The organism is Paraburkholderia sp. Clong3 (assembly GCF_050436485.1).
In the GTDB taxonomy this organism is placed as follows: Bacteria; Pseudomonadota; Gammaproteobacteria; order Burkholderiales; family Burkholderiaceae; genus Paraburkholderia; species Paraburkholderia tuberum.
This window is the reverse complement of record NZ_JBNDMH010000002.1, coordinates 2,531,560-2,558,146: the sequence shown is the minus strand read 5'-3', so window position 1 is coordinate 2,558,146 and position 26,587 is coordinate 2,531,560. Positions and strand designations below refer to the sequence as shown.

26 protein-coding genes and 1 pseudogene are annotated in these 26,587 nt (G+C 64.7%); 12 read left to right on the top strand and 15 right to left on the bottom strand.

All coding sequences use genetic code 11. The features are described from left to right. Positions 1-5: 5 nt before the first annotated feature. Together pdxA and rsmA are read left to right on the top strand one after the other, a co-directional pair. On the top strand, positions 6-1,016 hold the full coding sequence (gene pdxA, locus OKW30_RS15970; protein ID WP_429347081.1) for a 4-hydroxythreonine-4-phosphate dehydrogenase PdxA: 1,011 nt from the start codon (positions 6-8) through the stop codon (positions 1,014-1,016). Positions 1,017-1,124: 108 nt separating this feature from the next. Continuing rightward, positions 1,125-1,967 carry a 16S rRNA (adenine(1518)-N(6)/adenine(1519)-N(6))-dimethyltransferase RsmA gene (rsmA, locus tag OKW30_RS15965; protein ID WP_429347080.1) on the top strand — a complete coding sequence of 281 codons (843 nt, stop codon included), beginning with the start codon at positions 1,125-1,127 and terminating at the stop codon, positions 1,965-1,967. Between the two features lie 42 nt (positions 1,968-2,009). On the opposite strand, the gene OKW30_RS15960 is transcribed toward rsmA, so the two are convergent. After that, a complete protein-coding gene (locus tag OKW30_RS15960) occupies positions 2,010-2,957 on the bottom strand; it encodes a DMT family transporter (RefSeq protein ID WP_184067174.1) in 948 nt (315 codons plus the stop codon). A 219-nt stretch (positions 2,958-3,176) separates the two neighbouring features. After that, positions 3,177-3,572, bottom strand: a complete 396-nt coding sequence (gene gloA, locus OKW30_RS15955; RefSeq protein ID WP_184067177.1) for a lactoylglutathione lyase — start codon at positions 3,570-3,572, stop codon at positions 3,177-3,179. 351 nt (positions 3,573-3,923) lie between these two features. Here gloA and OKW30_RS15950 point away from each other — a divergent pair, with 351 nt between their 5' ends. The 5 genes from OKW30_RS15950 to OKW30_RS15930 all read left to right on the top strand — a co-directional run bounded on the left by OKW30_RS15950 (position 3,924) and on the right by OKW30_RS15930 (position 7,793). Further along, the gene (locus OKW30_RS15950; RefSeq protein WP_184034601.1) at positions 3,924-4,760 is read left to right on the top strand and encodes a transporter substrate-binding domain-containing protein; all 837 of its coding nucleotides are present in this window, start codon (positions 3,924-3,926) and stop codon (positions 4,758-4,760) included. A gap of 51 nt (positions 4,761-4,811) precedes the next feature. Beyond that, positions 4,812-5,528, top strand: a complete 717-nt coding sequence (locus tag OKW30_RS15945) for an amino acid ABC transporter permease (protein ID WP_184067180.1) — start codon at positions 4,812-4,814, stop codon at positions 5,526-5,528. A gap of 21 nt (positions 5,529-5,549) precedes the next feature. After that, complete coding sequence (locus tag OKW30_RS15940; protein ID WP_184034595.1) at positions 5,550-6,194, top strand: amino acid ABC transporter permease; 645 nt, start codon at positions 5,550-5,552, stop codon at positions 6,192-6,194. Continuing rightward, positions 6,191-6,943: an amino acid ABC transporter ATP-binding protein gene (locus OKW30_RS15935; RefSeq protein ID WP_311539811.1), complete on the top strand. Its 753-nt coding sequence runs from the start codon at positions 6,191-6,193 to the stop codon at positions 6,941-6,943. Before OKW30_RS15940 ends, OKW30_RS15935 begins: the two co-directional genes overlap by 4 nt. Positions 6,944-7,043: 100 nt before the next feature. Continuing rightward, the gene (locus tag OKW30_RS15930; RefSeq protein WP_184067183.1) at positions 7,044-7,793 is read left to right on the top strand and encodes an IclR family transcriptional regulator; all 750 of its coding nucleotides are present in this window, start codon (positions 7,044-7,046) and stop codon (positions 7,791-7,793) included. A 9-nt stretch (positions 7,794-7,802) separates the two neighbouring features. Here OKW30_RS15930 and OKW30_RS15925 read toward each other — a convergent pair whose 3' ends face one another. From OKW30_RS15925 to OKW30_RS15890, 8 genes are all read right to left on the bottom strand, one after another. Then, entirely contained in the window at positions 7,803-8,696 is an 894-nt protein-coding gene (locus tag OKW30_RS15925; protein WP_184034589.1) for a M48 family metallopeptidase, read from the bottom strand. A gap of 48 nt (positions 8,697-8,744) precedes the next feature. Next, positions 8,745-9,503, bottom strand: a complete 759-nt coding sequence (locus tag OKW30_RS15920; protein ID WP_184067186.1) for a lysophospholipid acyltransferase family protein — start codon at positions 9,501-9,503, stop codon at positions 8,745-8,747. A 39-nt stretch (positions 9,504-9,542) separates the two neighbouring features. Next, on the bottom strand, positions 9,543-10,097 hold the full coding sequence (gene gmhB, locus OKW30_RS15915; protein ID WP_429347079.1) for a D-glycero-beta-D-manno-heptose 1,7-bisphosphate 7-phosphatase: 555 nt from the start codon (positions 10,095-10,097) through the stop codon (positions 9,543-9,545). Positions 10,098-10,107: 10 nt separating this feature from the next. Next, the gene (gene glyS / locus OKW30_RS15910; protein WP_429347078.1) at positions 10,108-12,207 is read right to left on the bottom strand and encodes a glycine--tRNA ligase subunit beta; all 2,100 of its coding nucleotides are present in this window, start codon (positions 12,205-12,207) and stop codon (positions 10,108-10,110) included. A gap of 15 nt (positions 12,208-12,222) precedes the next feature. Then, on the bottom strand, positions 12,223-13,230 hold the full coding sequence (gene glyQ / locus OKW30_RS15905; RefSeq protein WP_008921090.1) for a glycine--tRNA ligase subunit alpha: 1,008 nt from the start codon (positions 13,228-13,230) through the stop codon (positions 12,223-12,225). Positions 13,231-13,411: 181 nt separating this feature from the next. After that, positions 13,412-15,022, bottom strand: a complete 1,611-nt coding sequence (locus OKW30_RS15900; protein WP_184067191.1) for an FMN-binding glutamate synthase family protein — start codon at positions 15,020-15,022, stop codon at positions 13,412-13,414. Between the two features lie 262 nt (positions 15,023-15,284). Next, positions 15,285-16,538, bottom strand: a complete 1,254-nt coding sequence (gene mnmA / locus OKW30_RS15895; RefSeq protein ID WP_429347077.1) for a tRNA 2-thiouridine(34) synthase MnmA — start codon at positions 16,536-16,538, stop codon at positions 15,285-15,287. A 58-nt stretch (positions 16,539-16,596) separates the two neighbouring features. Beyond that, positions 16,597-17,076: an NUDIX hydrolase gene (locus OKW30_RS15890; protein ID WP_184034572.1), complete on the bottom strand. Its 480-nt coding sequence runs from the start codon at positions 17,074-17,076 to the stop codon at positions 16,597-16,599. Positions 17,077-17,327: 251 nt separating this feature from the next. Here OKW30_RS15890 and OKW30_RS15885 point away from each other — a divergent pair, with 251 nt between their 5' ends. The 3 genes from OKW30_RS15885 to OKW30_RS15875 are packed head-to-tail and all read left to right on the top strand — an operon-like array spanning position 17,328 to position 20,262. Continuing rightward, positions 17,328-18,470, top strand: coding sequence for a Re/Si-specific NAD(P)(+) transhydrogenase subunit alpha (locus OKW30_RS15885; protein ID WP_184067200.1), 1,143 nt, complete (start codon positions 17,328-17,330; stop codon positions 18,468-18,470). A 13-nt stretch (positions 18,471-18,483) separates the two neighbouring features. After that, positions 18,484-18,810 carry an NAD(P) transhydrogenase subunit alpha gene (locus tag OKW30_RS15880; RefSeq protein WP_018419437.1) on the top strand — a complete coding sequence of 109 codons (327 nt, stop codon included), beginning with the start codon at positions 18,484-18,486 and terminating at the stop codon, positions 18,808-18,810. Continuing rightward, the gene (locus OKW30_RS15875; protein WP_429347076.1) at positions 18,811-20,262 is read left to right on the top strand and encodes an NAD(P)(+) transhydrogenase (Re/Si-specific) subunit beta; all 1,452 of its coding nucleotides are present in this window, start codon (positions 18,811-18,813) and stop codon (positions 20,260-20,262) included. A 52-nt stretch (positions 20,263-20,314) separates the two neighbouring features. Here the strand turns inward: OKW30_RS15875 and OKW30_RS15870 are convergent. Beyond that, positions 20,315-20,404: pseudogene (locus OKW30_RS15870) on the bottom strand (DNA-binding transcriptional regulator); the annotation flags it as partial. 174 nt (positions 20,405-20,578) lie between these two features. Here OKW30_RS15870 and OKW30_RS15865 point away from each other — a divergent pair. Together OKW30_RS15865 and OKW30_RS15860 are read left to right on the top strand one after the other, a co-directional pair. Further along, on the top strand, positions 20,579-20,830 hold the full coding sequence (locus OKW30_RS15865) for a type II toxin-antitoxin system prevent-host-death family antitoxin (protein WP_429347075.1): 252 nt from the start codon (positions 20,579-20,581) through the stop codon (positions 20,828-20,830). Beyond that, positions 20,827-21,246 (top strand): type II toxin-antitoxin system VapC family toxin, encoded by a 420-nt coding sequence (locus OKW30_RS15860; protein WP_184003177.1) that lies wholly within the window; start codon positions 20,827-20,829, stop codon positions 21,244-21,246. Before OKW30_RS15865 ends, OKW30_RS15860 begins: the two co-directional genes overlap by 4 nt. Positions 21,247-21,539: 293 nt before the next feature. Here OKW30_RS15860 and OKW30_RS15855 read toward each other — a convergent pair whose 3' ends face one another. The 4 genes from OKW30_RS15855 to OKW30_RS15840 all read right to left on the bottom strand — a co-directional run bounded on the left by OKW30_RS15855 (position 21,540) and on the right by OKW30_RS15840 (position 26,493). Further along, positions 21,540-22,283 carry a helix-turn-helix transcriptional regulator gene (locus tag OKW30_RS15855; RefSeq protein ID WP_184067209.1) on the bottom strand — a complete coding sequence of 248 codons (744 nt, stop codon included), beginning with the start codon at positions 22,281-22,283 and terminating at the stop codon, positions 21,540-21,542. A 40-nt stretch (positions 22,284-22,323) separates the two neighbouring features. Then, a complete protein-coding gene (locus OKW30_RS15850) occupies positions 22,324-22,707 on the bottom strand; it encodes a VOC family protein (protein ID WP_184034560.1) in 384 nt (127 codons plus the stop codon). Between the two features lie 227 nt (positions 22,708-22,934). Further along, complete coding sequence (locus tag OKW30_RS15845) at positions 22,935-24,221, bottom strand: THUMP domain-containing class I SAM-dependent RNA methyltransferase (RefSeq protein ID WP_187627291.1); 1,287 nt, start codon at positions 24,219-24,221, stop codon at positions 22,935-22,937. A 97-nt stretch (positions 24,222-24,318) separates the two neighbouring features. Continuing rightward, positions 24,319-26,493, bottom strand: coding sequence for a site-specific recombinase (locus OKW30_RS15840; protein ID WP_429347074.1), 2,175 nt, complete (start codon positions 26,491-26,493; stop codon positions 24,319-24,321). Positions 26,494-26,587 lie beyond the last annotated feature (94 nt).

Genomic DNA, 26,587 nt, shown 5'->3' with positions numbered 1-26,587 from the left:
ATGCGATGACGAGCGCTGCCCAGCCCACCCACCGCCCGCTGCAGATCGCGATCACGACCGGCGAGCCCGCCGGCGTCGGTCCCGAGCTGACCGCGCAGGCGCTGGCCGGCGCGGCGGCGCACTGGCCTCACGCGCAGTTCACCGTGCTCGGTGATGCGCAACTGCTCGCTGAGCGCGCGCGCGCGGTCGGCGTCGATTGGGCGGCACTGCTCGCGCCAGGCCCGCGCGTGCGGCTCGAACATCACTCGCTTGGCGCACCAGCGCAGGCAGGCAAGCTCGACGCCGCGAACGGCCGCTACGTGCTCGATCTGCTCGATGCGGCGATCGACGGCGCGGTGGCCGGCAGGTTCGACGCGATCGTCACCGCGCCGCTGCAAAAAAGCACGATCAACGACGCCGGTGTGCCGTTTACCGGCCACACCGAATATCTGGCCGAGCGCACCCATACGCCGCGCGTCGTGATGATGCTCGCGGGCACCGGCAAGCGGCCGCTGCGCGTCGCGCTTGCGACCACGCATCTGCCGTTGAAGGACGTGTCGGCGGCTTTGACGATCGAAAGCCTCGTCGCGACGCTGCGCATCATCGATCACGACCTGCGTCACCACTTCGGCTTGCCCGCGCCGCGCATCCTCGTGACGGGGGTCAATCCGCACGCTGGCGAAAACGGCTATCTGGGCCGCGAGGAAATCGACGTGATCACGCCGGCGTTGCAGCAGGTGAACGGCGAGGGCGTCGACGCGCGCGGTCCGTATCCGGCCGACACGCTGTTCCAGCCGCGTTATCTCGACGAAGCCGACTGCGTGCTCGCGATGTTCCACGACCAGGGCCTGCCGGTGCTGAAATTCGCGACGTTCGGCGAAGGGATCAACGTGACGCTCGGCCTGCCGATCATCCGCACGTCGGTCGATCACGGCACCGCGCTCGATCTGGCCGGCACCGGCCGCGCCGACGCGGGTAGCCTGATGGCCGCCATCGACACGGCGGTGTCGATGGCGCAGCATCGTCGCGCGGGCTGAGGCGCGGGTAGCGTGGGCGGTCGCGGTGCTCGTGACGCGCCGCGTGGCGTCGTGTTTCCAGCGTGACGTCTTTCATTCTCAAGCAGTTTTCTTTCTAGCGTTTCTCCGATGTCCACCAGCAGACAGCAAGGCCGGCACCAGGGCCATCTCGCGCGCAAGCGTTTCGGTCAGAACTTCCTGGTCGACATGGGCGTGATCGATTCGATCGTCGACGTGATCCGGCCGCAGCGCGGCGAGCGCATGGTCGAGATCGGGCCGGGCCTCGGCGCCCTGACCGAGCCGCTGATCGAGCGGCTCGCGACGCCCGAGACGCCGCTGCACGCGGTCGAACTCGACCGCGATCTGATCGGCCGTCTGAAGACGAAGTTCGGCAACCTGCTCGAACTGCACGCGGGCGACGCGCTCGAATTCGACTTCGGCTCGCTCGCGGCACCGGGCGACAAGGCGTCGCTGCGCATCGTCGGCAATCTGCCGTACAACATTTCGAGCCCGCTGCTGTTTCATCTGGCGACGTTCGCGGAGCGCGTGATCGACCAGCACTTCATGCTGCAGAACGAGGTGGTCGAGCGGATGGTGGCGGAGCCGGGCACGAAGGCGTTCAGTCGCCTGTCGGTGATGCTGCAGTACCGCTACGTGATCGACAAGCAGCTCGACGTGCCGCCCGAGTCGTTCCAGCCGCCACCGAAGGTGGATTCGGCGATCGTGCGGATGATTCCGTACGAGCGGCACGAACTGCCGGTGGTCGACGAAAGCGTGCTCGGCCGGGTGGTGACGGCGGCGTTCTCGCAGCGTCGCAAGATGTTGCGCAACACGCTTGCCGCGCTGCGCGACACCGTCGATTTCGACGCGCTCGGCTTCGATCTGCAACGCCGTGCGGAGGACGTGCCGGTCGCCGAATACGTGAGTGTGGCGCAGGCGGTGGCGGTGCGCTCGGCCGCTGCGCCGGAATAGACTCGACGCTCGACGGCGGCAGGGCGCCGCCGTCGAGCCCGCTTACCGTTTCGCCGGCGCGTTGACGAGCGCGATGCCGGTCAGCACCAGCAGCGCGGCGATCAGAAAGCGCGCGCTGAACGACTCGCCGAGCAGCAGCACGCCGAAGGTGACGCCGAACAGCGGCGTCAGAAACGAAAACACCGACAGCCTCGACGCGATGTAACGCGTCAACAGCCAGAACCACAACAGATAGCTGACGAACGCGACGATCACGGCTTGATACGCGAGGCTCGCGAGCGCGAGCGGCGTCACGCTTTCCACGCGCACCTCGCCGAGCCCCAGCGCCAGCGCGAGCAGCACCACCGCCGACACAGTCAGCTGATAGAACAGCGTCTTGCTCGCGCTCGTCCGCGCGAGCCGCGAGCCGCGCACGATCACCGTGGTCGCGGCCCACGCGACGCCGCCGAGCACGCCGAGCGCATCGCCGGCCGCGCCCGCGAGCGTCGAGCCGTGGGCCGCGCTTGCAGCCGTGCCCGCATCCGTGTGCAGGAAGCCGTCCGCGAACGCGAGCGCCATCCCCGCGAACGCGACGACAATGCCGAGCCACTGGATGCGCCGCATGCGTTCGCCATCGACGAACCAGTGCAGGCCGAGTGCCGTGAAACACGGTGCCGTGTACAGAAAGACCGCCATGCGCGACGCGCTCGTCAGCGTCAGGCCGAGAAAGATGCAGACGAACTCGGCCGCGAACAGCACGCCCGCGAGCAGGCCCGCGCCGAGCGTGCCGTCATCGCGAAAGAGCGGCGTGCCGCGCGAGCGTGCCCATGCCCACACGAGCAGCGCCGCGATCGTCGAGCGCAGCCCCGCCTGAAAGACCGGCGGCACCGCCGCATTGGTGGTCTTGATCGCGACTTGCTGCAGCCCCCAGATTGCGCACAGGCCGATCATCAACAGGATCGCGAAGCTATCCGGGGTGCGGCGCGCGGGCAAGGCGGTGGTCGTGCTCATGGCGGTGTGGTGAAGAGGTGGAGAGTGCACGGCGAGCCGGTCGGTCCGGTGCGCGGCGAAAACGCCGAGCGTCAGTAGTCGGCGTTTTTTGATGGCGTCGGCACGAGGCAAGATTGCCGGGCGAATTCGCCCGGCGTCAATTCGCCGGGTGCAACGTGAAGCCGGGCTGTGTTTTCATCGTTCTGGCTGACAGCGCGACTCGTGCTCGCCACCGGACGTTCAGTCGACTCGCCCCTTCTTCTGTATCAGCTCGATCTTGTACCCGTCCGGATCGGCGACGAAGGCGATGACAGTCGTGCCGTGTTTCATGGGCCCAGCTTCGCGCGTAACGACGCCGCCGCGTTTCTTCACTTCTTCGCATGCCGCATAGGCGTCGTCGACTTCGAGGGCGATGTGACCGTAGCCGGTTCCGAGGTCGTACTTGCTCGTGTCCCAGTTGTACGTCAGTTCGATCGCCGCGCTTTCGGATTCGACCTCGTAACCGACGAATGCGAGGGTGAACTTCCCGTCCGGGTAGTCGTTCTTTCGAAGCAGGCGCATTCCTAGAACTTCGGTGTAGAACCGGATCGATGCGTCCAGATCACCGACTCGAAGCATGGTATGCAAGATTCGCATGAGGACTCCTTTGATAGTTTGTCGATAAATGCGTCGACCTCCGGCAATTGTAAATGATTGCCGTATAGCTTGAGCCCGAAGCCGCGCCGCCCGCCCGGCCCACTGCGGACTCGATGCGCATCGTGGAATTCGATCGGATCTATTTGAACAAAAAAGTATGGGCAATAAGGGTTTGTGTGCGGTTGCCGGTTTGATATTAGTGTCCAACACTCAGCATCAATCCGGTTCGTCAGATAGCAGTCTGATATATCGGACAATCGATGCGTGACCCGGCAATTCGTTGAGCGTGCAGACAGGCGCTGAAGCCGATTCGTCCGCTCCGGACCACTCTTCTCCGCTTAGGACCCTGCCATGAAGCTTGCCAAACGAGGCGCCCAAGCCGCCTTTCTGTTCGCTGTTGCTGGATTGCTCGCCATCACCGGCTGCACCAAGGTTGCCACGCCAGGGCAGAGCGCAGCGGCATCCCCCTCGACGCTTCAGGCCGTGCTGCAGCGAGGCACGCTGCGCGTCGGCGACTGCCTGACGTTCGCGCCGTTCGGGTTCTATAACAAGGATGGCCAACCAGACGGCTATGATGTGGACCTCGCGAAGGAACTCGCGAAGCAGATGGGCGTGAAGCTCGAGGTCGTGAATACGACGAGCGCGAACCGGATTCCGAATCTGCAGACCAGCAAAGTGGATGTCGTGTTCTGCAACTTCACGCGTAATCTCGAGCGCGCGAAGGTAATCGAATTCACGACCCCCTACGTGGTTGCCAGCGAAGCACTGCTGGTCAGAAAAAATAGTGGCGTTCAGTCGATCAAGGACATGGGCGGTCGCACGATTGCGACGGTCAAGGGCTCGACCAATGGCGACGAAGTGCGCTCGCTGAATATCCCGATCAAGATCCAGGAATACGACAGCTCGCAGGCCGCGATTCTTGCCGTCAAGCAGGGGCAGGCCGACGCGATGATCGAGGACAACAACTTTCTTGCGTATCAGGCCAAGCTCGATCCTGAACTTGCCGTCACGAACGAAGCGCTGGTCCCGCTCGAATACAACGCGTTCGGCGTCAAGGCCGGCGATCAGGAATGGCTCAACTACCTGAATCTGTTCCTCTTCAACGTCAATGCGTCGAAGCTCAACGCGCAGCTCTACAACAAGTGGTTCGGCACCGATCCGCGCTACCCGCTCAATCCGCAGTTTTGAGGAGCGGGAGATGCCGATATCTATTGAAACCCGAACGATGCGGAGGGTGAGATGAGTTACGAGTGGCTCACTCTGTGGGGCTACGTGCCCGAGTTTTTGAGCGCGAGCTGGCTGACGTTGCAAGTGACCGTGCTGGCATTCGTACTGGCGCTAGTCCTCGGCTTGTTGACCGCGCTTGCCAGCGTTTCTCCGCTCGCGCCATTTCGGTTGATTGCTCGCGGCTACGTTGAAATCATCCGCAACACGCCTGTTCTCCTGCAGATTTTCATCGTTTTCTTCGGTCTGCCGTCGGCGGGTATTTCGCTCGACGCATACTGGGCGGGCGTCATTGCGCTCGGCGTCAACGTCGGTGCTTATCTATCGGAAGTGTTCCGCGCCGGCATACAGTCGGTGCCGCGCGGCCAACTCGAGGCCGCCGGCATTCTCGGTCTCGAACGCGCGCAGATCTTCGTCGAGGTCGTGCTACCGCAGGCGACGCGCGCGGTCTATCCGGCCATCGTCAACTATCTGATCCAGTTGCTGCTCGGTACGTCGCTGCTGTCCGCCATTGCGTTGCCGGAGTTGACCGGCACTGCGACCGTGATCAACTCGCGGACGCTTCTCTACCTTCAGACGTTCAGCGTGACGCTCGTCGCGTATCTCGTGCTCAGTAACGTACTGTCCTGGCTTGCGGGCCAGCTCGGAGCGCGGATCTTTCATCCTCCCCTCGTCATGCCGGCGCGCACCGGTTTCCGGACCGGCTTTATGCGCCGGACGAAACGGGCCTGATTCCCGGATTGGAGTTGGATCATGTCAGTCGAATTGCTGAAAACCAGTTTCTCCATCCTGCTGCAGGGTCTGGTGACGACGCTGTTGCTTTCCATTGCGTCCATCGCGGGCAGCACGCTGATCGGCCTTTTCGCCGCGGTCTTGCGGTCGTTCGGACCGTGGGGCACAGCCCGCATTGCCAGACTCTATACGGAGCTGTTTCGCGGCACGCCGGTACTCATCACGCTGATGTTCATCTATTTCGGCGTGTCGTACTTCGGTTACGCGATCGACGTCTTCGCAGCCGGCGTCATCGGCTTGAGCGTCTATCAGGGCGCTTACATCGCCGAAATCTTCCGCTCAGGGATCGAGGCGGTACCCAAAGGTCAATGGGAGGTATCTCAGATCCTCGGCCTCACGCGGGCTCAGTCGTTCTCGTTCGTCGTGCTGCCTCAGACGGGAAAGATCGTGTTGCCGCCTCTCGTCGGTCAGTATCTGTCGCTCATCAAGGACACGTCGATCGTCAGCATGATCGGAATGTCCGAGTTGATGCATGGTGGCCAGGCGATCGTCGACCGGGTCGGAAAGCCCGTGGAAATCTACGGACTCGTCGCCCTCATTTACTTCGCCGTGTGCTTCCCGCTCTCGCAATGGGTGCGCCACCATGACCGCAGGAGATTGTCGTGAGTAACCAAAGCCAAACCAGACCCATCATTTCACTGACGGGCGTCAGCAAAGCATTCGGTTCGACTCGGGTGTTGAACGAAATCAATCTCGAGGTTCGCTCGGGCGAGGTGCTGGTGCTCATTGGCGCGTCCGGCTCAGGTAAGAGCACGGTCTTGCGAATCATGGCGGGATTGGAGACCACCGATTCCGGCGAGGTCTGGGTCAACGATGTGCCCATGCATGATCCGCGCCGGGCGCGAGAGATTCGTGGCCATGTCGGCATGGTCTTCCAGCAGTTCAATCTGTTTCCTCACAAGACCGCGCTCGGCAATGTCACGCTTGCGCTTATCAAGGCACGCCGCATGAGTCCGGACGACGCGCGCAAGCGCGCCATGGAGACACTCGACCGTGTCGGGCTCGCGGACCGCGCGGCACACTATCCAAGCCAGTTATCGGGCGGTCAGCAGCAACGCGTGGCAATTGCGCGAGCGCTCGCGGTCGAGCCCGGCATCATGTTCTTCGACGAGGCGACGTCCGCGCTGGATCCGGAGCTGGTCGGCGAGGTCACCGAGGTGATGCGTGGGCTCGCGCGCGACGGCATGACGATGGTCGTCGTCACGCATGAAATGGGCTTTGCCCGCAAGACCGCCGACCGCGTCGTCTTCATGGACAAGGGCGTCATCGCCGAGCAGGGCGATCCGGAACAGATCTTCGTCAATCCCGCGAACGAACGCACGCGGCAGTTTCTGCACAGAGTTCTCGACCATTGACCTGTCGCGGCCTGAAAGTCGCTTTCGCGGGTCTGCCGCGCAATAAACTCACGTCGCTTGAAAGACAACCGGTCGGATGAACGCTTTACGGAGTGAACGCATGGCTGTAACCGAATCGTCTCGGGCGAGAGGCGTGGATCGCGTCATCGCGATGTTCCGGCAATTGCACGTCGCCCAACGCCCGCTGACCATGCGCGAATTAATCGAGGCGACCGGCGCGCCGCGTTCGAGCATTTACGAGCTGGTCGCGATTCTCGCGGAAGTGGGCTGGCTCGAGACGGCCGCGGACGGGAGCGTGTTCTTCGGGCGCGAGATGCACTACTACGGGTCCGACTATGCAACGCACAACGATCTGATTAGCCGCGCGCATCAATCCATTCTGGCATTGGTACGGAAGTACGACGAGACCACGCAGCTGTGCATGCTGGAAGGCAACAAGTACACGGTCGTGTTATCCGAGAACAGTGCCCGGCCATTCAACATCAGTTCGGACATCGGCGTGAGAGTGCCGATTCCGTGGACCGCCACGGGACGTCTGCTGCTAGGTCACCTGAATGCCGACGAGATTCGCGCGCTCATTCCGGCCGAAGATTTCATCCTCGACAACGGGGTGAATATCGAATTCGACGAATTCCTGAACGACGTGCAGGCCGCAAAAGAACGAGGCTACTGCTGCACCGAAGGACTCTCGAATGCGTTCAGGCTTTGTATGGCAGCGCCGATTCGCGACCGTGCGGGACTGCCGATTGCGGCGCTGTGTTTCATGACCGGCCGCGACACGAGCCCGGACAGGCGCGGCGTGATGCTCGACGATCTGTTGCAGTCCGCGAAAGCGCTCTCGCATAGATAGCACCCGGCCTCAAAGCGTCGGCAACAGCTCCGGCGGATGCGACTTCAGTGTCTGCCGGGCCTCGCGGAATTCCGGAAAAATCGATTCGACCGTCTGCCAGAAGCGCGGACTGTGATTCATCTCGCGCAGATGCGACAGCTCGTGCGCGACGACGTAGTCGATGATCGACAGCGGAAAGTGGATGAGCCGCCAGTTCAGGCGGATTTTGCCGTCGCTCGAACAACTGCCCCAGCGCGTCGCCGCCGAAGACAACGCATACGCGCGATAGTTGACGCCCAGCTTCTGCGCGTAGATCGCCAGACGCTCGCCGAACAGCCGCTTCGCTTCTCCTTGCAGCCAGCCCTGCACGCGGTCCTTGATCTGCTGCGGGTCGGCTTGCAACGGCAGCGGCAATTGCAGCGCGCCGTGCTCGGCGCTGAACGCGAGCATGCCTTGCGGCGCGCCGAGCGTCACGCGCACCGGCTGACCGAGGTAGGGCACTTCGGCGCCGTCTTGCCAGTCGATCTTCGGCAATGCACGCTGCTCGACGCGCGTTTGCCATTCGATCAGCTTCGTAAAAATCCAACGCTGCTTTTCGGTGATCGCGGTTTCGATATCGGCGAGCGTGACCCAGCGCGGCGCGGTGATCGTGAGGCCGGTGCTGTCGATCGCAAAGCCGATCGAGCGGCGCGCGGAACGCTTGAGCGCGTAATGCAGCGTGCGTGAACCGATGGCGAGACTGCGCAGCTTGCTGCCGTCCGGCGCGAGCGGCGCGACGGGCGGCCGGGCCGGCGCTGAGCCAGATGAACCCGGCGCGGAAGGTGAAGGAGACGACGACGTCGACCCCGGCTCGGCGAAGAGCGGGAGATCGAGCTGCCGGTTTTCGAGCGCCGCGGCGGGCTGCGGCGTAGGAGACTTCTGCATCGGCTTCGCTTCGCGCAATACGCCTTCGGAGTTCGAGGGCGTGGCGCGTCAGATGGGCGCGGCGGCGGAATCGTTAGCCGCCGCGCTGTAGGCAGTCGGATCGATGCGGCGCATTTCGGCTTCGATCCACTGTTCGACGCGCGTGTTCACTTCGTCGGGCGTGAGCCCCGTCGTGTCGATCGGCTTGCCAATCGACACCGTGACTATACCCGGATATTTAAGAAACGAGTTGCGCGGCCACACGCGGCCCGCGTTGTGCGCGATCGGCACGACGGGGGCACCGCTCGCGATCGCGAAGCGCGCGCCGCCGGTCTTGTACTTGCCCTGCTTGCCGGTCGGCGTGCGCGTGCCTTCCGGAAACATGATGACCCATGCGCCTTCGGCCATGCGGGCCTTGCCCTGGTTCGTGACCGATTTGAACGCGTATTTGCCTTCCTTGCGGTTGATGTGAACCATCTTCAGCATGCCGAGCGCCCAGCCGAAGAACGGCACATACAAGAGCTCGCGCTTGAACACGTAGCACAGCGGGCGCGGCATGAGCGCCGGAAACGCGAGCGTTTCCCACGCCGACTGATGCTTCGACAGCAGCACGGCCGGGCCGTTGGGCAGATTCTCGAAACCTTCGATGCGGTAGCGGATGCCGTTCAGGTAGCGCACCGTCCACAGCGTCAGACGACACCAGCCGGCCGCCATCCAGTAGCGGTTTTCCGCGCGCAGGAACGGAAACGCGATGAAGCACGCGGTCGCGTACGGCACCGTGAACACAACGAAATAAATCAGCAGCAGCAGGGAACGGATAAAGCGCATCGGCGTGGTCGGTGGGGGGTGGGAGCGCGGTGCGCGCGTTTATTCCTGAGCGTCGGCGAGAAAGTCGAGCGCGAACGCGCGCAGGTCATCGTGCACGATCGTGCCTTCGGGCAAGCCGCCTGCGGCGAGGGTCTTGCGGCCCTTGCCGGTCAGCACCAGATGCACCGGGTGACCGAGCGCAGCGCCCGCCTGCAGATCGCGCAGAGAATCGCCGACTGTCGGCGTATGCGCCGGATCGACCTCGAATCGCTCGGTGATCATCTTCAGCATGCCGGGCTTCGGCTTGCGGCATTCGCATTGATCTTCCGCCGTGTGCGGACAGAAGAACACCGCTTCGATGCGCGCGCCGACCGCTGCCGCCATCCGGTGCATCTTCAGATGCATCGCGTTCAACGCATCCATGTCGAACAGACCGCGGCCGATGCCCGACTGGTTCGTCGCGATTGCGACGCGATAGCCGGCCTGGTTCAGGCGTGCGATCGCTTCCAGCGAGCCGGGCAGCGGGGCCCATTCGTCCGGCGACTTGATGAACGCGTCGGAGTCGACGTTGATCACACCGTCGCGGTCGAGGATCACCACTTTCTTGATCGGCATGGCGCGGTGCTCAGGCGGCGAGTCGGGAAATGTCGGCGACGCAGTTCATCTGCTGATGCAGCGCGCCGAGCAGAGCCAGACGGTTCGCGCGCAACGCGGGGTCTTCGGCGTTGACCATCACGTCGTTGAAGAACGTGTCCACCGGTTCGCGCAGCGCGGCCAGCGCCGTCAGCGCGCCGGTGTAGTCGCGCACGGCCAGTTGCGATTGCACGCGCGGCGTGACCTGTTCGAGCTGCGCGTTGAGCGCCTTCTCCGCTGCCTCGGTGAGCAAGCTGGGCTGCACGCTGCCGTTCGTCACGCCTTCCGACTTCTTCAGGATGTTCGAGATACGCTTGTTGGCCGCCGCGAGCGACGCCGCTTCGGCGAGTGACGCGAACTCGCGCACCGCGTCGAGGCGCGCGACGAGGTCGTCGAGCCGCGTCGGGTTCAGCGCGAGCACCGCGTCGATTTCGCCGGCCGCGTAGCCGCGTTCGCGCAGCAGGCCGCGCAGGCGGTCCATGCTGAATTCGTAGATCGCGTCGGTCGAATCGGCGACGTTCGGCACGCCGGCGAATTGCGCATAAGCGATGCGCAGCAGCTCGACGAAGTCGACGTTCAGCTGCTTCTCGACCAGAATGCGCAGCACGCCGAGCGCATGACGGCGCAGCGCGAACGGGTCTTTCTCGCCGGTGGGCTGCAGGCCGATGCCCCAGATGCCGACCAGCGTTTCGAGCTTGTCGGCGAGCGCGACGACGGTGCCGGTCGCGGTGGTGGGCAAGGCGTCGCCCGAGAAGCGCGGCTGGTAGTGTTCCGAGCATGCGAGCGCGACTTCTTCCGGCTCGCCGTCGTGGCGCGCGTAGTACGTGCCCATCGTGCCTTGCAGCTCGGGGAATTCGCCGACCATGTCGGTGATCAGGTCGGCTTTCGCGAGGCGCGCGGCGCGCGTCGCGAGCGCGACGTTGGCGCCGGTCAGTGCGGCGATCGCGCCGGCCAGCCCTTCGAGCCGCTCCACCCGTTGCAGCGCCGAGCCGAGCTTGTTGTGATAAACGACGTTCGCGAGCAGTGGCACGCGATCCGCGAGCGGCTTCTTCTTGTCTTGCGTGAAGAAGAACTTCGCATCGGCGAGACGCGGTCGCACCACGCGCTCATTGCCTTCGACGATCTCGACCGGCGTCGCCGTCTCGATGTTCGACACGATCAGGAAGCGCGAGCGCAGCTTGCCGTTCGCATCGGTCAGCGCGAAGTACTTCTGGTTCGTCTGCATCGTCAGGATCAGGCATTCCTGCGGCACTTGCAGGAATTCGTCCTCGAAGCGGCACTCATAGACGACCGGCCATTCGACCAGCGACGTCACTTCGTCGAGCAGCGCTTCGGGCATCACGACCTTGTCGTCACCGGCTTGCGCGAGCAGTTGCGAGCGGATCGCTTCCTTGCGCTTCGCGAAGCTCGCGATCACGCGGCCTCTGTGTTCGAGCGTTTCGGCATACGACTGCGCATGCTGGATCTGCACGAAGCCTTCGGACAGGAAGCGGTGGCCGAGCGTGGTGTCGTCGGCGTCGATGCCGAGCACGCTGACCGGCACGACCTCTTCGCCGTGCAGCGTGGTCAGTCGATGCACCGGGCGCACGAACTGCACGCTCGAACCGTCCGGGCGCTGATACGTCATCGGCTTTGCGATCGGCAGCTTCGCGAGCGTTTCGTCGAGCGCGCCTTGCAGGCCGTCGGCGAGCGTCGCGCCCGGCGCCGCGTAGCGCAGGAAGAACGCTTCGGCTTTACCGTCCTGGGCGCGTTCGAGGTCGTTCACCGTGAAGTCGGGGAAGCCGAGCGCGGCGAGTTTCTTCGCGAGCGGCGCGGTGGGCTGGCCGTCTTTATCGAGCGCGACGGAAACCGGCAGCACTTTTTCGCGCACGTGTTTTTCCGGCGCGACCGCGCGCACGTTGTGAATCGTCACCGCGAGACGACGCGGCGTGGCAAAGCGTTCGAACGACGGCTCGCCTTCGATCAGGTCGCGCGCCGCGAGGCGCTGCGCAATACCTTCGGCGAAAGCGTCGCCGAGACGGGCGAGCGCCTTCGGCGGCAGTTCTTCGGTCAGCAGCTCGACGAGCAGGGTAGCGTGTTGAGATTGAGTCATTGGTTGAAGTTCTCGTCAGTCCTGGTCGATCTTGCGTTCGACTTTCAGCGGCGGCGCCCACGCGGGCATCGCGGCTTCCTGCTCGTCGGTGGTGAGGCCGGGCACGCCGTGCACCGGATTGCCGAGCATCGGGAAGCCGAGCTTTTCGCGCGAGTCGTAGTAGGCCTGCGCGACCAGACGCGACAGCGCGCGAATCCGGCCGATGTACGCCGCGCGTTCCGTGACCGAAATCGCGCCGCGCGCGTCGAGCAGGTTGAACGTGTGGCCGGCCTTCAGCACGAGCTCATAGGCGGGCAGCGCGATCTGTGCATCGATCATGCGCTTCGCTTCCGCTTCGTAGCTGTTGAAGAACGTGAACAGCAGATCGACGTTCGCGTGCTCGAAGTTGTAGGTGGACTGCTCGACCTCGTTCTGGTGATACACGTCGCCGTAGGTCAGGCGGCGCAGTTCGGGGCCGTTCGGGCCTTGTTCTTCCCACTCGGTCCAGACGAGGTCGTAGACGTTCTCTACCTTCTGCAGATACATCGCGAGGCGCTCGAGACCGTAGGTGATTTCGCCGAGCACCGGCTTGCAGTCGAGACCGCCGACCTGCTGGAAATACGTGAACTGCGTCACTTCCATGCCGTTCAGCCACACTTCCCAGCCCAGCCCCCATGCGCCGAGCGTCGGGTTTTCCCAGTCGTCCTCGACGAAACGCACGTCGTTCTGCTTCAGGTCGAAGCCGAGCGCTTCGAGCGAGCCGAGGTACAGGTCGAGAATGTTTTCCGGCGCGGGCTTGAGCACCACCTGATACTGGTAGTAGTGCTGCAGACGGTTCGGGTTCTCGCCGTAGCGGCCATCTTTCGGGCGGCGCGACGGCTGCACGTAGGCGGCGCGCCACGGCTCGGGGCCGATCGCGCGCAGGAACGTATGGACGTGGGACGTGCCCGCGCCGACCTCCATGTCGATCGGCTGGAGCAACGCGCAGCCCTGCTTGTCCCAGTAGGACTGCAAGGTCAGGATGATTTGCTGAAACGTGAGCATGAAGTGCCTTTCGGGCATGGGGCCATGCCGCGTGCGCCTAAGCGCGCGAGGGGGCCGTGGAGCGAAGTGCTAAACCCGACATTTTAACGGAAAGGAAGGGGGGCGGCCCGTTTTGCGGGGTCGGACGGGCCGCGATGCGGTTTTTGGGCGACGGGCGACGCGGCAAGGGCCGCGCGCACGTTCAGCTCGCCGCCAGCTCTGCCTTCGGCGAGAACGAATCGCTTTGCGCGATCGGCCAGTACGTCTCGAACAGCGTATAGCGATAGTTGCCGTTGAGTAGGTCATTCGGTTCGAGATATTTGAGCAGATCCGACATCAGCCGCACCTCATGCGAGGACACGCGCCGCACGATGTGATGCGCGCGCAACTCAGCCGGATGCCGGAGCCCGGCGGCCTGGATGATTTCCTGCAACGCGTGCAGCGTGTTGTGGTGGAAGTTGAACACGCGATCGGCCTTGTCCGGCACCACCAGCGCGCGCTGGCGCACCGGGTCCTGGGTCGCGACGCCGGTCGGGCAGCGGCCGGTATGGCAGGTCTGCGCCTGGATGCAGCCGACCGCGAACATGAAGCCGCGCGCCGCGTTGACCCAGTCCGCGCCGATCGCGAGCGTCTTCGCGATATCGAACGCGGTGATCATCTTGCCGCTCGCGCCGATGCGGATGCGTTGCCGCAGACCGATGCCGACCAGCGTGTTGTGCACGAGCAGCAGTCCCTCCTGCAACGGCACGCCGACGTGATCGGTGAATTCGAGCGGTGCCGCGCCGGTGCCGCCTTCCGCGCCGTCCACGACGATGAAGTCCGGCAGAATGCCCGTTTCCAGCATCGCCTTCGCGATACCGAAGAATTCCCACGGATGCCCGATGCACAGCTTGAAGCCGGTCGGCTTGCCGCCCGACAGCGTGCGCAGCCGCTCGACGAATTCGAGCAGCTCGCGCGGCGTCGAGAACTCGGAGTGCGTCGCTGGCGAGATGCAGTCGCGGCCCATCGGCACGCCGCGCGTCTCGGCGATTTCGGGCGTGATCTTCGCGCCCGGCAGCACGCCGCCGTGACCGGGCTTCGCGCCTTGCGACAGCTTCACCTCGATCATCTTCACCTGCGGTTCGGCGGCCTGCTTCGCGAACTTCCCGGCGTTGAAGGTGCCGTCATCGTTACGGCATCCAAAATAACCGGACCCGATTTCCCAGATGATGTCGCCGCCATGTTCGCGGTGATACTTCGACATCGAGCCTTCGCCGGTGTCGTGCGCGAAGTTGCCTTTCTTCGCGCCGAGATTCAGCGCCATGATCGCATTGGCCGATAGCGAGCCGAAGCTCATCGCCGACACGTTGAAGATCGACATCGAATACGGCCGCGCGCGATCGGGGCCGACGACGATGCGAAAGTCGTGACCGTCGAGCGTGGTCGGCGCGAGCGAGTGGCTGATCCATTCGTGCGCGACCGCCTTCACGTCGATCCGCGTGCCGTATGGGCGGCTGTCGACATCGTTCTTCGAGCGCTGATAGACGATGCTGCGTTGCGCGCGCGAGAACGGCTTCTCGTCGGTATCGTCTTCGACGAAATACTGACGGATTTCCGGGCGGATGGATTCGAAAATGAAACGCAGGTGGCCCCACAGCGGGTAATTGCGCAGGATTGCATGGCGCTGTTGGCTCAGGTCGAACACGCCGAGCGCGACGAGCGCGGCCGGCACGAGGATCCAGAACCACGACAGGTGATGCGTCGCGGCGAGCGCGGCACATGCCGCGGTGAGGGCGATTGCGCACCACATGGCCAGATAGCGTCGAGAAAACATGGGGACTCCAGTGCAGTGAAGATCATTGCGGCGGCATCGTCCGCACGGGGGTGCGGGCGGTATCGGTCGCGAGGGAAAACTGGCGGTTGCGAGTCACGGTGCGACGCGGACCGGCGAAGCCCGAAGATAAGGCCTGCGAATGGAAGCCAAGCGTCGCACGCGAAGGTGAAGTGTGTGTGAATGCGCCAGGCGGGGGAAACATGGTGAACGGCGCGAACCTGTCGGAATGGTACGACCCGCCGCGCCCGCCGTTATGCATCGCTCAACGCGCGCCGAGCAGAGCCGCTTGTTGCCGCGGGGTTTGCGGCTCGTCCTGCGCCTGGCCTTGCGGCTGCTTTGGCTTGTGCGCCTGCTTGCGACGCTGCGCGCGGGTTTGCTTCGGCGCCTGATCCTGCGGCAGCTCGGCCGGTTGCCCGGTCATCGCGCGTTCGATGATGCCGCCGCCGAGGCACACGTCGCCGTCATACAGCACCGCCGATTGGCCCGGCGTGACGGCCCATTGCGCGGCGTCGAAGCTCAGTTCGAAGAGGCCTTGGCCCGAACCGTCTCCCGCCGGGGCGTTGAACGTGCACGCCGCGTCGGCCTGCCGGTAGCGCGTCTTCGCGCCGCACGCGAAGCCGTCGGCCGGCGGCTCGCCCGCGACCCAGCTCGTGTTGCCCGCCGACAGCGTATGGCACAGCAGCCACGGATGGTCGTGTCCCTGCGCGACGTACAGCGTATTCGTCGGAATATCCTTGCCGGCGGCGAACCAGGGCTCGCCGCTGCCGTCCTTGCTGCCGCCGAGACCGATGCCCTTGCGCTGGCCGAACGTGTAGAACGCGAGGCCGATGTGCTCGCCGACGATCTTGCCGTCGGTGGTCTTCATCGGGCCCGGCCTGGTCGGCAGATAGCGGTTCAGGAAGTCGCGGAAAGGCCGCTCGCCGATGAAGCAGATGCCGGTCGAATCCTTCTTCTTCGCGTTCGGCAGGCCGATCTGCGCGGCGATCTCGCGGACCTTCGTCTTGGGAATTTCGCCAAGCGGGAACAGTGTTTTCGACAACTGCGCCTGGTTCAGCCGATGCAGGAAGTACGACTGGTCCTTGGTATGGTCGAGCGCCTTCAGCAACTCGAAGCGGCCATCGTTCTCGCGCACGCGCGCGTAGTGGCCGGTCGCGATCGTTTCCGCGCCGAGCGACATCGCGTGATCGAGGAAGGCCTTGAACTTGATCTCGGCGTTGCACAGCACGTCCGGGTTCGGCGTGCGGCCGGCCGAATATTCGCGCAGGAATTCGGCGAACACGCGGTCCTTGTACTCGGCCGCGAAGTTGACCGCCTCGACGTCGATGCCGATGAGGTCCGCCACCGACACCACGTCGATCCAGTCCTGGCGCGTCGAGCAGTATTCGCTGTCGTCGTCGTCTTCCCAGTTCTTCATGAACAGGCCGACCACGTCGTAGCCCTGTTCCTTTAGCAGCCACGCGGTGACCGACGAATCGACGCCGCCCGACATGCCTACTACGACTTTGCGCTTGCTCATAAGGTACTCACTGGGTGCTGCATGACTGCATGGATCTATGGGGCCGCTCGTGACGGCCTTATTGCTTCGGCGCAACCGAATGCGTATGGACGACGTCGAGCGGGAAACGCCGGCCGGCCAGGTAATCGTCGATGCACTGCATCACGAGCGGCGTGCGATGCCGCTCGGGGCAGGCGCGCAACTCATCGGCGCTCATCCACAGCGTGCGGACGATGTCGGGATCGAGCGAACTCGCCGGGTCCGGTTCGCCGCCCGCGCCGCAATAGGTGAAGCGCAGGTACGTGGTGCCCGCGCGGTCCGGCCGCTCGAAGTGGGTCATGTACATGCCGACGAGCGCCTCGGGCGCGAACGGATGCGCGGTTTCCTCGAACGTTTCGCGGACCACCGCTTCCAGCAGCGTTTCGCCCGCCTCGAGGTGGCCGGCGGGCTGGTTCAGGCGCAGGCCGGCGGCAGTGTGTTCCTCGACTAGCAGGAAGCGCCCGTCACGCTCGACGATCGCCGCGACGGTCACGTGCGGCCGCCAGGTTTCCGGTTTCATGGGTGCGCATTTTACCGGTTATGCGCGCCGGCTGCCTGGTGACCGCTGGCAGCCGGTTTGCAGCATGTTCGAGGTGGGATCGCGACCGATCCGTAACAGTTTGGCGGTCTGCCGCGCATTCGCATCGACCCCGATATTTGTGATGTGGCGGTTTCCGGTTAAAGTGGGGCCTGCGTTAGCCGTTGCATGTGCAAGCCGGCGAGCCTCGTCGGCAGATCTGTCGTCAAACAGGAAGTCGAGGAGGAACAACGATGCACATCGGAGTGCCAGCCGAGACGCGCGCGCATGAAACCCGCGTTGCCGCGACGCCCGAGACGGTCAAGAAGTACGTGGCGCAAGGCCACCGGGTCACGCTCCAGAGCGGCGCCGGCGCCGGCGCGAGCTTTCCCGATGACGCCTATACGGCCGTGGGCGCGGAAATCGTCGATGCCGCCACTGCATTCGGCGCAGATCTCGTCCTCAAAGTCCAATCCCCCACCGATTCCGAACTGCCGCTGCTCAAGCGCGGCGCGACGCTCGTCGGCATGCTCGATCCGTTCAACGCCGACAACGCGGGCAAGCTCGCCGCGGCCGGCGTCACCGCGTTCGCGCTCGAAGCCGCGCCTCGCACCACGCGTGCGCAAAGCCTCGACGTGCTGTCGTCGCAGGCGAACATCGCCGGCTACAAGGCGGTGCTGCTCGCGGCGACGCTCTATCCGCGCTTCATGCCGATGCTGATGACCGCGGCCGGCACCGTGAAGGCCGCGCGCGTGCTGATTCTCGGCGCGGGCGTGGCTGGCCTGCAGGCGATCGCCACCGCGAAGCGCCTCGGCGCCGTGCTGGAGGCGTCCGACGTGCGCCCGGCCGTCAAGGAGCAGATCGAGTCGCTCGGCGCGAAGTTCCTCGACGTGCCCTACGAGACCGACGAGGAGCGCGAGGCCGCGCAAGGCGTGGGCGGCTATGCACGGCCGATGCCGCCGTCGTGGCTCGCGCGCCAGTCGGCGCTCGTGCACGAGCGCGCGAAGCAGGCCGACGTGGTGATCTCGACCGCATTGATTCCAGGCCGCCCCGCGCCGACGCTGCTGTCGGTCGAAACCGTGCAGGCGATGAAACCGGGCTCGGTGCTCGTCGACCTCGCGGCCGGCCGCGGCCCCGAAGTCGACGGCCGGCGCGGCGGCAATTGTCCGCTGACCGAGGCGGACCAGGTGGTGGTGCGCTATGGCGTGCAGATCGTCGGCTATACGAATCTCGCCGCGATGGTGCCCGCCGACGCGTCGTCGCTGTACGCGCGCAACGTGCTCGACTTCCTGAAGCTGATTATCGCCAAGGAAGGCACGCTGAACATCGATCTCGCGGACGACATCGTCGCGGCCACGCTGCTGGCTCGCGATGGCCAGGTCACGCGCAACGCATAAGGGGAAGCCGAAGATGGAAGTCATCAATCACACGGTGATCAACCTGATCATCTTCGTGCTGGCGATCTACGTCGGCTATCACGTGGTCTGGAACGTCACGCCCGCGCTGCATACGCCGCTGATGGCCGTGACCAATGCGATCTCGGCGATCGTGATCGTCGGCGCGATGCTCGCGGCGGGTCTCACCGTCGGCAGCGCCGGGAAGTTCTTCGGCACGATCGCGGTCGCGCTCGCGGCCGTCAACGTGTTCGGCGGATTCCTCGTCACGCGGCGAATGCTCGAGATGTTCAAGAAGAAAGAACCCAGGAAACTACCGGCTGGCGGCAAGGAGGGTACGTAAATGAGCCTGAACGTCGTCACGCTGCTGTATCTGGTCGCGTCGGTCTGCTTCATCCAGGCGCTCAAGGGGCTGTCCAATCCGAAGACCGCGCGCGTCGGCAATACCTTCGGCATGGTCGGCATGGCGATCGCGATTCTGACGACCATCGCGCTGATCTCGCGGCAGGCCGAAGCACTTGGCTCCAATCTCGGTCTCGGTCTCGGCCTGCTGCTGTTCGGGCTCGTGATCGGCGGCGCGATCGGCGCGTTCGTCGCCGCGCGCGTCGAGATGACCAAGATGCCTGAACTGGTCGCGGCGATGCACTCGCTGATCGGTCTCGCGGCCGTGTGCATCGCATATGGGGTGGTATCGGAGCCGGCCGCGTTCGGCCTCGTCGATCCCGACGTGCCGATCGAGGGCTTCCTGCCGTACGGCAACCGCATCGAACTGTTCATCGGCACGTTCGTCGGCGCGATTACTTTTAGCGGCTCGGTGATCGCGTTCGGCAAGCTGTCGGGCAAGTACAAGTTCCGGTTGTTTCAGGGTGCGCCAGTGGTCTACGGCGGCCAGCATCTGATCAACCTGATGCTCGCGCTCGCGATGCTCGGCTTTGGCGTCCTCTTCTTCCTCACGCAGTCGTGGCTGCCGTTCATCATCATGACGATCATCGCGTTCGTGCTCGGCGTGCTGATCATCATTCCGATCGGCGGAGCGGACATGCCGGTCGTCGTGTCGATGCTGAACTCGTACTCGGGCTGGGCGGCGGCGGGCATCGGCTTCTCGCTGAACAATCCGATGCTGATCATCGCCGGCTCGCTGGTGGGGTCGTCGGGTGCGATCCTGTCGTACATCATGTGCCGCGCGATGAACCGCTCGTTCTTCAATGTGATCCTCGGTGGCTTCGGCAACGAGCCGGGCGCGGCCGCGGGCGGCGCGGCGGAGCAGCGTCCGGTGAAATCGGGTTCGGCCGATGACGCGTCGTTCATGATGGGTAACGCGGAAACGGTCGTGATCGTGCCGGGCTACGGGCTGGCCGTCGCGCGCGCGCAGCATGCGTTGAAGGAGCTGACCGACAAGCTGGTCGAGAAGGGCATCGAGGTGAAGTACGCCATTCACCCGGTGGCCGGGCGGATGCCGGGTCACATGAACGTGCTGCTCGCCGAGGCCGAAGTGCCGTACGACATGGTGTACGAGATGGAGGACATCAACGGTGAGTTCGGCCAGGTCGACGTGGTGCTCGTGCTCGGCGCGAACGACGTGGTGAATCCGGCCGCGAAGAACGATCCGAAGTCGCCGATCGCGGGCATGCCGATCATCGAGGCGTACAAGGCGCGCACCGTGATCGTCAACAAGCGCTCGATGGCGGCGGGCTACGCCGGGCTCGACAACGACCTGTTCTACATGGACAAGACGATGATGGTGTTCGGCGACGCGAAGAAGGTGATCGAGGATATGGTGAAGGCGGTCGACTAGATCGCTAGCGGTGAATCGGCGTCAGGATCGCGGTGGGTCACCGCGATCCTTCTCATCTGTTCGGCTTCTCGTTCAGATGCCGCAGCAGATCCGCGAGCCGCCTGCCTTCCTGATCCGGATACGTCTCGAGCACTTCGAGATCGCTGGAGGACCACCTTGCGTTGCTCGCTCTCGATAAGGAGAGCGAGCATAAGTGAGCCGCCGTCGGCGGATTTTTCGCGGACGCGAAAATTTCTCTTTCGGAACTCACAACGTAGTGACTTGTCTACATTCCTGACATGTAGTAACGTTACTACGTTAGGTAGCGGGAGGGAATATGACGATTACGACCTTATCCAGCAGGGAACTCAATCAGGACGTGACCCGGGCGAAAAAGGCGACCAAGGACGGCCCTGTATTCATCACCGATCGCGGCAGGCCCGCCCATGTTTTGCTGAGCATCGAGGAATACTGGCTTCTCGTCAGACAGCGTCGCAACATCGTGGACGCCTTGGCCATGCCCGAGGTTGCTGACATTGAATTCGATCCGCCGCGCGTGGATATATCTATCCGGCCGGCTGAACTCTGATGTTTGTTATCGATACGAATGTCGTTTCCGAACTCCGTAAGGGGCGCAGGGCGGATGCCAACCTCGTCGCCTGGGCAAAGAGCGTCGATGCTTCGGCGCTCTTTGTTTCTGCAATCACGATCATGGAGCTGGCAACGGGCGTTTTGCTGAAGGAGCGCAGCGACCCGAGCCAAGGCGCGTTGCTGCGCGCATGGCTCGATGAGCACGTCTTAACTGAATTTGCGGATCGCGTGCTGCCTGTCGATACGGGCGTTGCCTTACGCTGCGCGCGTTTGCATGTACCGGATCGGCGCTCGGAGCGTGATGCGCTTATCGCCGCTACGGCGATCGTTCATGGTATGACCGTGGTGACGCGAAATGTCGCTGATTTCGTAGCAACGGGCGTCTCCCTTGTGAACCCTTGGCAGGCCGCGTGATTTTTCGCGGACGCGAAAAATTTCGCGTCGGGTCAATGCCGGTAACTGGACCTACCGGAATGCGTTTTACCTGCGATAACCGCCTGGATCGCCAGGCACCCCGGCCGTAAGCCTGATGCGGCGGGCTTTCATAGGGAGCTTGACCCAATGACCATCAACGCATCTACATGGACAAGACGATGATGGTGTTCGGCGACGCGAAGAAGGTGATCGAGGATATGGTGAAGTCGGTCGAGTAGCTCGTTAGCGGTAAACAGACCCTGAGATCGCGGTGCGTCGCGCCGCGATCCTTTTCATATTTTCGGCCTCGCGTTTACGTGCCGCAGCAGATCCGCGAGCCGCCTGCCTTCCTGATCGGGATACGTCTCGAGCACTTCGAGATCGCGCATCTTCTCCAGTCCGAAGTTGCGGAAATCAGCACGCAGCTCGCACCATGCGCCGAGCGTCCAGCGCGCGCCCCAGTACGCGAGCGCGAGCGGCCAGACGCGGCGCTCGGTGTCGGCGCCGTTGGCGTCGGTGTACGCGAAGCGCACCACCTGGCGCGCATCGATCGCGCGATGCAGCGAGTCGAGCTGCGTCGAAAAATCGCCCTTGATGTGAAACGACGGCGCGAAGATCGCGAGCCGTTCGAGCGTCGCGCGCTTGTCGGCGGGCATCGCCGATGCGATTTTGGCCAGCGCGCCCCGCGCGCCGCTCGCGAAGCCCGCGCCGCCCCATGATTCGAGCATGCGCGCGCCGGCGGCGAGCGCGGCGAGTTCGTCGGCGGTGAAGGTCAGCGGCGGCAGACTTGCCGAGCGCGACAGCCGATAACCGATGCCCGCTTCGCCTTCGATCGGCACCCCCGACAATTGCAGATCGCGCACGTCGCGATAGACCGTGCGCGGCGAGATGTTCAGCCAGTCGGCTAGTTGCTGCGCGGTGGTCAGGCGCCGGCCGCGCAGCAGCTCGGCGATCTGGAACAGGCGGTCGGCGCGGCGCGTCATCGTGGGCGTCGGGTAGAGGAGGAAGGCGACGGTCCCGCGATGATAGCGCCGCATGGCGGCCTTCGGTCGGGGCGCAGCGGCTTCAGGTGCGCGCTTAGCCGTTGGTGCGCGAATGCAGGCCGAGGCGGTTGCCTTCGGTATCGGTGAAGAACGCGATATAGCCGATGTCCTGCGGCAGCTTGATCACCGGGCCGTCGGTCTTGCCGCCCGCCCGTTCGATGCGCGCAAGCGCCGCGTCGACGGTGGGCAGCGCGTTCAGGTAGACGGTGACGCCGTCGACGCCGGGCGTCATCGACGGATTGTGGACGATCGCGCCGCCGGTCGCGGGCTCCTCGTAGCTGAACACGGCGATCGGCTGGCCGCCGATCTCCTGGCGATTCAGCGGGGCGTCGAGCGCGGCTTCGTAGAAGCGCACCGCGCGATCGAAATCGACGGACGGGATTTCGAACCAGGCAACGAGTTTGGGCAATGCGGACATGACACTCTCCTTCGGTTGGCAGTAGGCCGTTCAAGCGCCGGATGGCGTGAGAAGGAGTGTGCGGGGGTGCTGCTGACAGCGTGGTGGCAGTAGGGTGCGAAGACGCGACCGCTTCACCCCACCAGCAACTGAAACACGCCGACCACATCGCTCATGCGCGTGGCCTGCTTTTCGAGCGACGCGATGACGACAGGGCGACGACAGCGCGCCGCCTGCTAGAAACAGCCTCAAGCCGCCGGCGTATCGCTTTGCGGACGCTGCCGCACGCTGCCCGCGATCAGATCGAAGCGGAACAGCCGGCATTCGAGCGCACCGTTGAACAGCGGCGTCTTCGTCGATTCGCGCAGCCGCAGTTGCCCCGGAAGCTTGCGATCCGACGTCAGGATGAACGCATGCCATCCGGCAAAGCGCTGCTTCAACGCATTGCCGAGCAACTGGAAAAACTCGCTGTCCGGCGCTTCTTCCTGAATGCGGCGGAAGCCGTCGTCGTCGCGATTGCCGCGGCCTTCGCGAAGCTCGCCGCGCGCATTGCGGCCGCGCACTTCGATCCGCTCGCCATACGGCGGATTCGCGACGAGGATGCCCGGCGCCGAGCCAGGCGGGGTCATGTCGCGCGCATCGAGCTGCTTGAGCGAAATGGCCGGCAAGCCGGCGCGCTCGAAGTTCGCGCGTGCTTTTTCGAGCATGTCACCGGAGATGTCGCTGCCGAAAATCTCCAGATCCGCGCCGCGCGAGCCGCGCGCCGCATTTTTCGCTTCGAGCGCGGCGCCCTTCAGCGCTTGCCAGCTCCGCGCGTCGAACTGTTTGAGCTTCTCGAAGCCGAAGCGCCGCTCGACGCCCGGCGCGATGTTCAATGCGAGCTGCGCCGCCTCCGCGAGGAACGTGCCGCTGCCGCACATCGGATCGTAGAGCGGCGTGCCGGCCTGCCAGCCAGTCAGACGCAAAATGCCAGCCGCGAGGTTTTCGCGCAGCGGCGCCGCGCCCTTGTCGAGACGCCAGCCGCGCTTGAATAGCGGATCGCCGGACGTGTCGAGGTACAGCGTGCAGTCGGTCGCGCTCAGGAACGCGAACACGCGCACGTCGGGCATCGCGGTGTCGATGCTCGGCCGCACGCCGCTTTTTTCGCGCAGACGATCGCAGATCGCGTCCTTCACGCGCAACGTCGTGAACTCGAGACTGCGCAGCGGCGACTTGATCGCGGTGACGTCGACGCGCAGCGTCTCGTGCGCGGAGAACCACTGCTCCCAGCGCTGCTCGAGCGCGAGCGCGTAGATGTCCTGCTCGCTGCGGTAGGGCCGCTCCGCGATTTTCAGCAGCACGCGGCTCGCGAGACGCGAGTGCAGATTGGCGGCCATACCGGCGGCCCAGCCGCCGCGAAAATGCACGCCGCCCGGTACCTGGGCGCCGGCCGTGAAGGGGGCGCCGTTCAGATGTTTGGCGGCAATTTCGGCGAGTTCGGCCGCGAGCGGAGCTTCGAGCCCGCGCGGGCAAGGAAGGAAGAAATCGAAGGACATTGAGGTTGCCGCAAGGCGTTGGATAAGGCGCTATTGTACGCGGTCGGGGTCGGCGGGCCGGCGCGATTGGCGCGCCGGCCCGTCGTCTGTCCTCGCGCTATCTCGCCTCGCGTCCCGCTTTGGCCGGCCACACGAGTTCCAGCGGATGCCGCCTGACCCGCTGCCAGATCGCCCCGCGCAGCGAGCGCACCGCATTGCGCCGCAAATCGCGCGATTTCACCGCCATGTAGAACGCCAGCGCAAAACTCACCGCGACATTGAGAATCGCCATGCTGCCGACGCCCGCCACCGCCCACCACAGAGTCGGCAGCTTCAGCGCGCTTTCGCCGAGCACGCCGAGCGCCACGCCGATCGAGCCGGCAGACAGCGTCACGTGACGCACGTCGAACTTGAACGTGAAGGCGGTGAGGATCGCCGGCACGAGCCCGAGCATCAGGCCGAGCGTGATATTGCCGACCACGCCCGCGACGTTCGCGCGGCACAAGCGCGCGAGACGGTCGGCGCCGGCCACGCCGAGCGTCATGCGTAGGCGCCGGTTGTAGGCGAGCGCGTCGGCGACGCGATGCAGGATGAACCAGTTGTCCGCCCAGCCCGCGAGCAGGCTGGACGACCACAGCAGCACGCCCGTCAACGCCGCATAGAACGGCGTCGGCCCGATCAGCGAGAACGATTGCAGCGTCGCGATCGCCTTGTCGGCCGAAATGAGGTCGGTGTTGAACAGCGCGTGGTACAGCAGATCCACGCACAGACTGACGGGAAACACCAGCAGCACGTTGCCGAGCACCGCCGCGGCCTGCGTGCGCATCAGTGCGGTCACCGAACTCACGAAACTGTCGACGCCGGCCGGCGTGCCGACGCCGTCGAGTTCGCGCGCGAGCGTCGGCGCGGTCATCGCGGGCTGTTTGGTCGCGAGCGAGAAGTGCAGGAAGTGGATCAGCAGAAAGCTCGCCGCGTAGTTGATGCCGGCGAGCACGCCTTCGAGCATCGCGTGCAGATGGGCGCCGGTGATCGCGAACTTCACGCACACGGTGACGACGGTCACGAGTCCGCCGCCGGCCGCCATGCGCATCATCTTCAGATACTCGGCGCGATCGCGCGTGATGTAGTGTTCGCCGGTGTCCGCGCTGTACTCGACGATCTTGCGCGCGAGCAGCGATGAATTGCTGCGCGCGAGATGCGCGACGCTCTGGCTCGCGTGATTGGCGCGCACGAGTTCGGCGGTCAGGCGCGCGGCCGCGTGCAGATCGTCCTGCGCCATCCAGGCATCGAGCAGATGCTCGGCGCGCTCGATGCGCATGCGCATCCGCTCGACCTGGAACACGATGTCGACACTCACGCCGTTGCGGTACAGATGCGCGAACACGTTGTCGGTTGCGCCGCGGCATTCGTCGAGCAGCAGCCGCAGATAGTTGACCTCGCGTAGCAGCGGCTCCTGCGGGGCGCCCGCCGCGTACGCGTCGTGAGCGGCTTCGACCGCGAGCATCGCGCGGGTGAGGCGGTAGAACGGTTGGCTTTCCATGGCGACGCGCACGCCGTTGACGTCGGTGGTTCGTGCGTCGATTACGCGGTCGACGCGGTCGTCGATGCGATCGCCAGGTGGCGCCACACCGCCCAGCCGGCTGCGCACCGTTTGCGACAGTCCGGTCGAGCTGATCTGGCAGGTCAGGTTGTGCAGCGCGGCCAGCAGGTCGAGCGAGAAGGGCGTGCTGTCGCGTCCGTCTTCTTCGTCGTCGGGCGCGTAGTCGAATAGCGCGTGGATACGCACCAGCAGATCGGTGGGCAGCGTGTCGATCCATTCGGCGTCGGGCTCGGAGCCGAACATCAGCGTGACGATCGCGGTGAGGTCGCGGCGGTTCGGCGCGGGCGGAATCAGCGACGCCTCGAGGCGTTCGAACACCGCGCCGAAGAAGCCCGAATGCACCGGCATGCCGGCGTCGCACAGCAGCGAGAGGCCATCGCTTTCGCGCAGCAGCGCGCGCAGGATGCCGGCGACGTTCGCCTTCCACGCGGGGTTGCGATCGAGCACGTGCAGCAGGTAGCGGATGCGCGTATGGGTGGGGTTGGACTGTGGGGCGGCGGTGTCGTCGGTATCCGTCGTGACGGGCCGCATCGTACGGTCGCGGCGAATCCAGTGCGCGAGTTCGATCAGCCACTCGCTGCGTTCCGCATACGGTGCGCTCTTGTCGGCGATCGCGAGCAGGACATCGAGTTGATGGCCGCCGTCGCGCGACGCGCGCCATTTTTTTATCAACCGTGTGATGGAGTCGAACATGGTGTTTTCGTGCAGAGACGCGCGGAATCGGAGGGGCAAGCAGGCATTGCGGATGCGCGTCTGCTGAAGGTGTGCGCTGAAGTGGGTGCGGCCC

What these genes read in the sequence shown, in the direction of transcription:
- pdxA (WP_429347081.1), top strand. Translation starts at nt 6, where the DNA reads ATGACGAGCGCTGCCCAGCCCACCCACCGCCCGCTGCAGATCGCGATC.
- rsmA (WP_429347080.1), top strand. Translation starts at nt 1,125, where the DNA reads ATGTCCACCAGCAGACAGCAAGGCCGGCACCAGGGCCATCTCGCGCGC.
- OKW30_RS15960 (WP_184067174.1), bottom strand. Translation starts at nt 2,957, where the DNA reads ATGAGCACGACCACCGCCTTGCCCGCGCGCCGCACCCCGGATAGCTTC.
- gloA (WP_184067177.1), bottom strand. Translation starts at nt 3,572, where the DNA reads ATGCGAATCTTGCATACCATGCTTCGAGTCGGTGATCTGGACGCATCG.
- OKW30_RS15950 (WP_184034601.1), top strand. Translation starts at nt 3,924, where the DNA reads ATGAAGCTTGCCAAACGAGGCGCCCAAGCCGCCTTTCTGTTCGCTGTT.
- OKW30_RS15945 (WP_184067180.1), top strand. Translation starts at nt 4,812, where the DNA reads ATGAGTTACGAGTGGCTCACTCTGTGGGGCTACGTGCCCGAGTTTTTG.
- OKW30_RS15940 (WP_184034595.1), top strand. Translation starts at nt 5,550, where the DNA reads ATGTCAGTCGAATTGCTGAAAACCAGTTTCTCCATCCTGCTGCAGGGT.
- OKW30_RS15930 (WP_184067183.1), top strand. Translation starts at nt 7,044, where the DNA reads ATGGCTGTAACCGAATCGTCTCGGGCGAGAGGCGTGGATCGCGTCATC.
- OKW30_RS15925 (WP_184034589.1), bottom strand. Translation starts at nt 8,696, where the DNA reads ATGCAGAAGTCTCCTACGCCGCAGCCCGCCGCGGCGCTCGAAAACCGG.
- OKW30_RS15920 (WP_184067186.1), bottom strand. Translation starts at nt 9,503, where the DNA reads ATGCGCTTTATCCGTTCCCTGCTGCTGCTGATTTATTTCGTTGTGTTC.
- gmhB (WP_429347079.1), bottom strand. Translation starts at nt 10,097, where the DNA reads ATGCCGATCAAGAAAGTGGTGATCCTCGACCGCGACGGTGTGATCAAC.
- glyS (WP_429347078.1), bottom strand. Translation starts at nt 12,207, where the DNA reads ATGACTCAATCTCAACACGCTACCCTGCTCGTCGAGCTGCTGACCGAA.
- glyQ (WP_008921090.1), bottom strand. Translation starts at nt 13,230, where the DNA reads ATGCTCACGTTTCAGCAAATCATCCTGACCTTGCAGTCCTACTGGGAC.
- OKW30_RS15900 (WP_184067191.1), bottom strand. Translation starts at nt 15,022, where the DNA reads ATGTTTTCTCGACGCTATCTGGCCATGTGGTGCGCAATCGCCCTCACC.
- mnmA (WP_429347077.1), bottom strand. Translation starts at nt 16,538, where the DNA reads ATGAGCAAGCGCAAAGTCGTAGTAGGCATGTCGGGCGGCGTCGATTCG.
- OKW30_RS15890 (WP_184034572.1), bottom strand. Translation starts at nt 17,076, where the DNA reads ATGAAACCGGAAACCTGGCGGCCGCACGTGACCGTCGCGGCGATCGTC.
- OKW30_RS15885 (WP_184067200.1), top strand. Translation starts at nt 17,328, where the DNA reads ATGCACATCGGAGTGCCAGCCGAGACGCGCGCGCATGAAACCCGCGTT.
- OKW30_RS15880 (WP_018419437.1), top strand. Translation starts at nt 18,484, where the DNA reads ATGGAAGTCATCAATCACACGGTGATCAACCTGATCATCTTCGTGCTG.
- OKW30_RS15875 (WP_429347076.1), top strand. Translation starts at nt 18,811, where the DNA reads ATGAGCCTGAACGTCGTCACGCTGCTGTATCTGGTCGCGTCGGTCTGC.
- OKW30_RS15865 (WP_429347075.1), top strand. Translation starts at nt 20,579, where the DNA reads ATGACGATTACGACCTTATCCAGCAGGGAACTCAATCAGGACGTGACC.
- OKW30_RS15855 (WP_184067209.1), bottom strand. Translation starts at nt 22,283, where the DNA reads ATGCGGCGCTATCATCGCGGGACCGTCGCCTTCCTCCTCTACCCGACG.
- OKW30_RS15850 (WP_184034560.1), bottom strand. Translation starts at nt 22,707, where the DNA reads ATGTCCGCATTGCCCAAACTCGTTGCCTGGTTCGAAATCCCGTCCGTC.
- OKW30_RS15845 (WP_187627291.1), bottom strand. Translation starts at nt 24,221, where the DNA reads ATGTCCTTCGATTTCTTCCTTCCTTGCCCGCGCGGGCTCGAAGCTCCG.
- OKW30_RS15840 (WP_429347074.1), bottom strand. Translation starts at nt 26,493, where the DNA reads ATGTTCGACTCCATCACACGGTTGATAAAAAAATGGCGCGCGTCGCGC.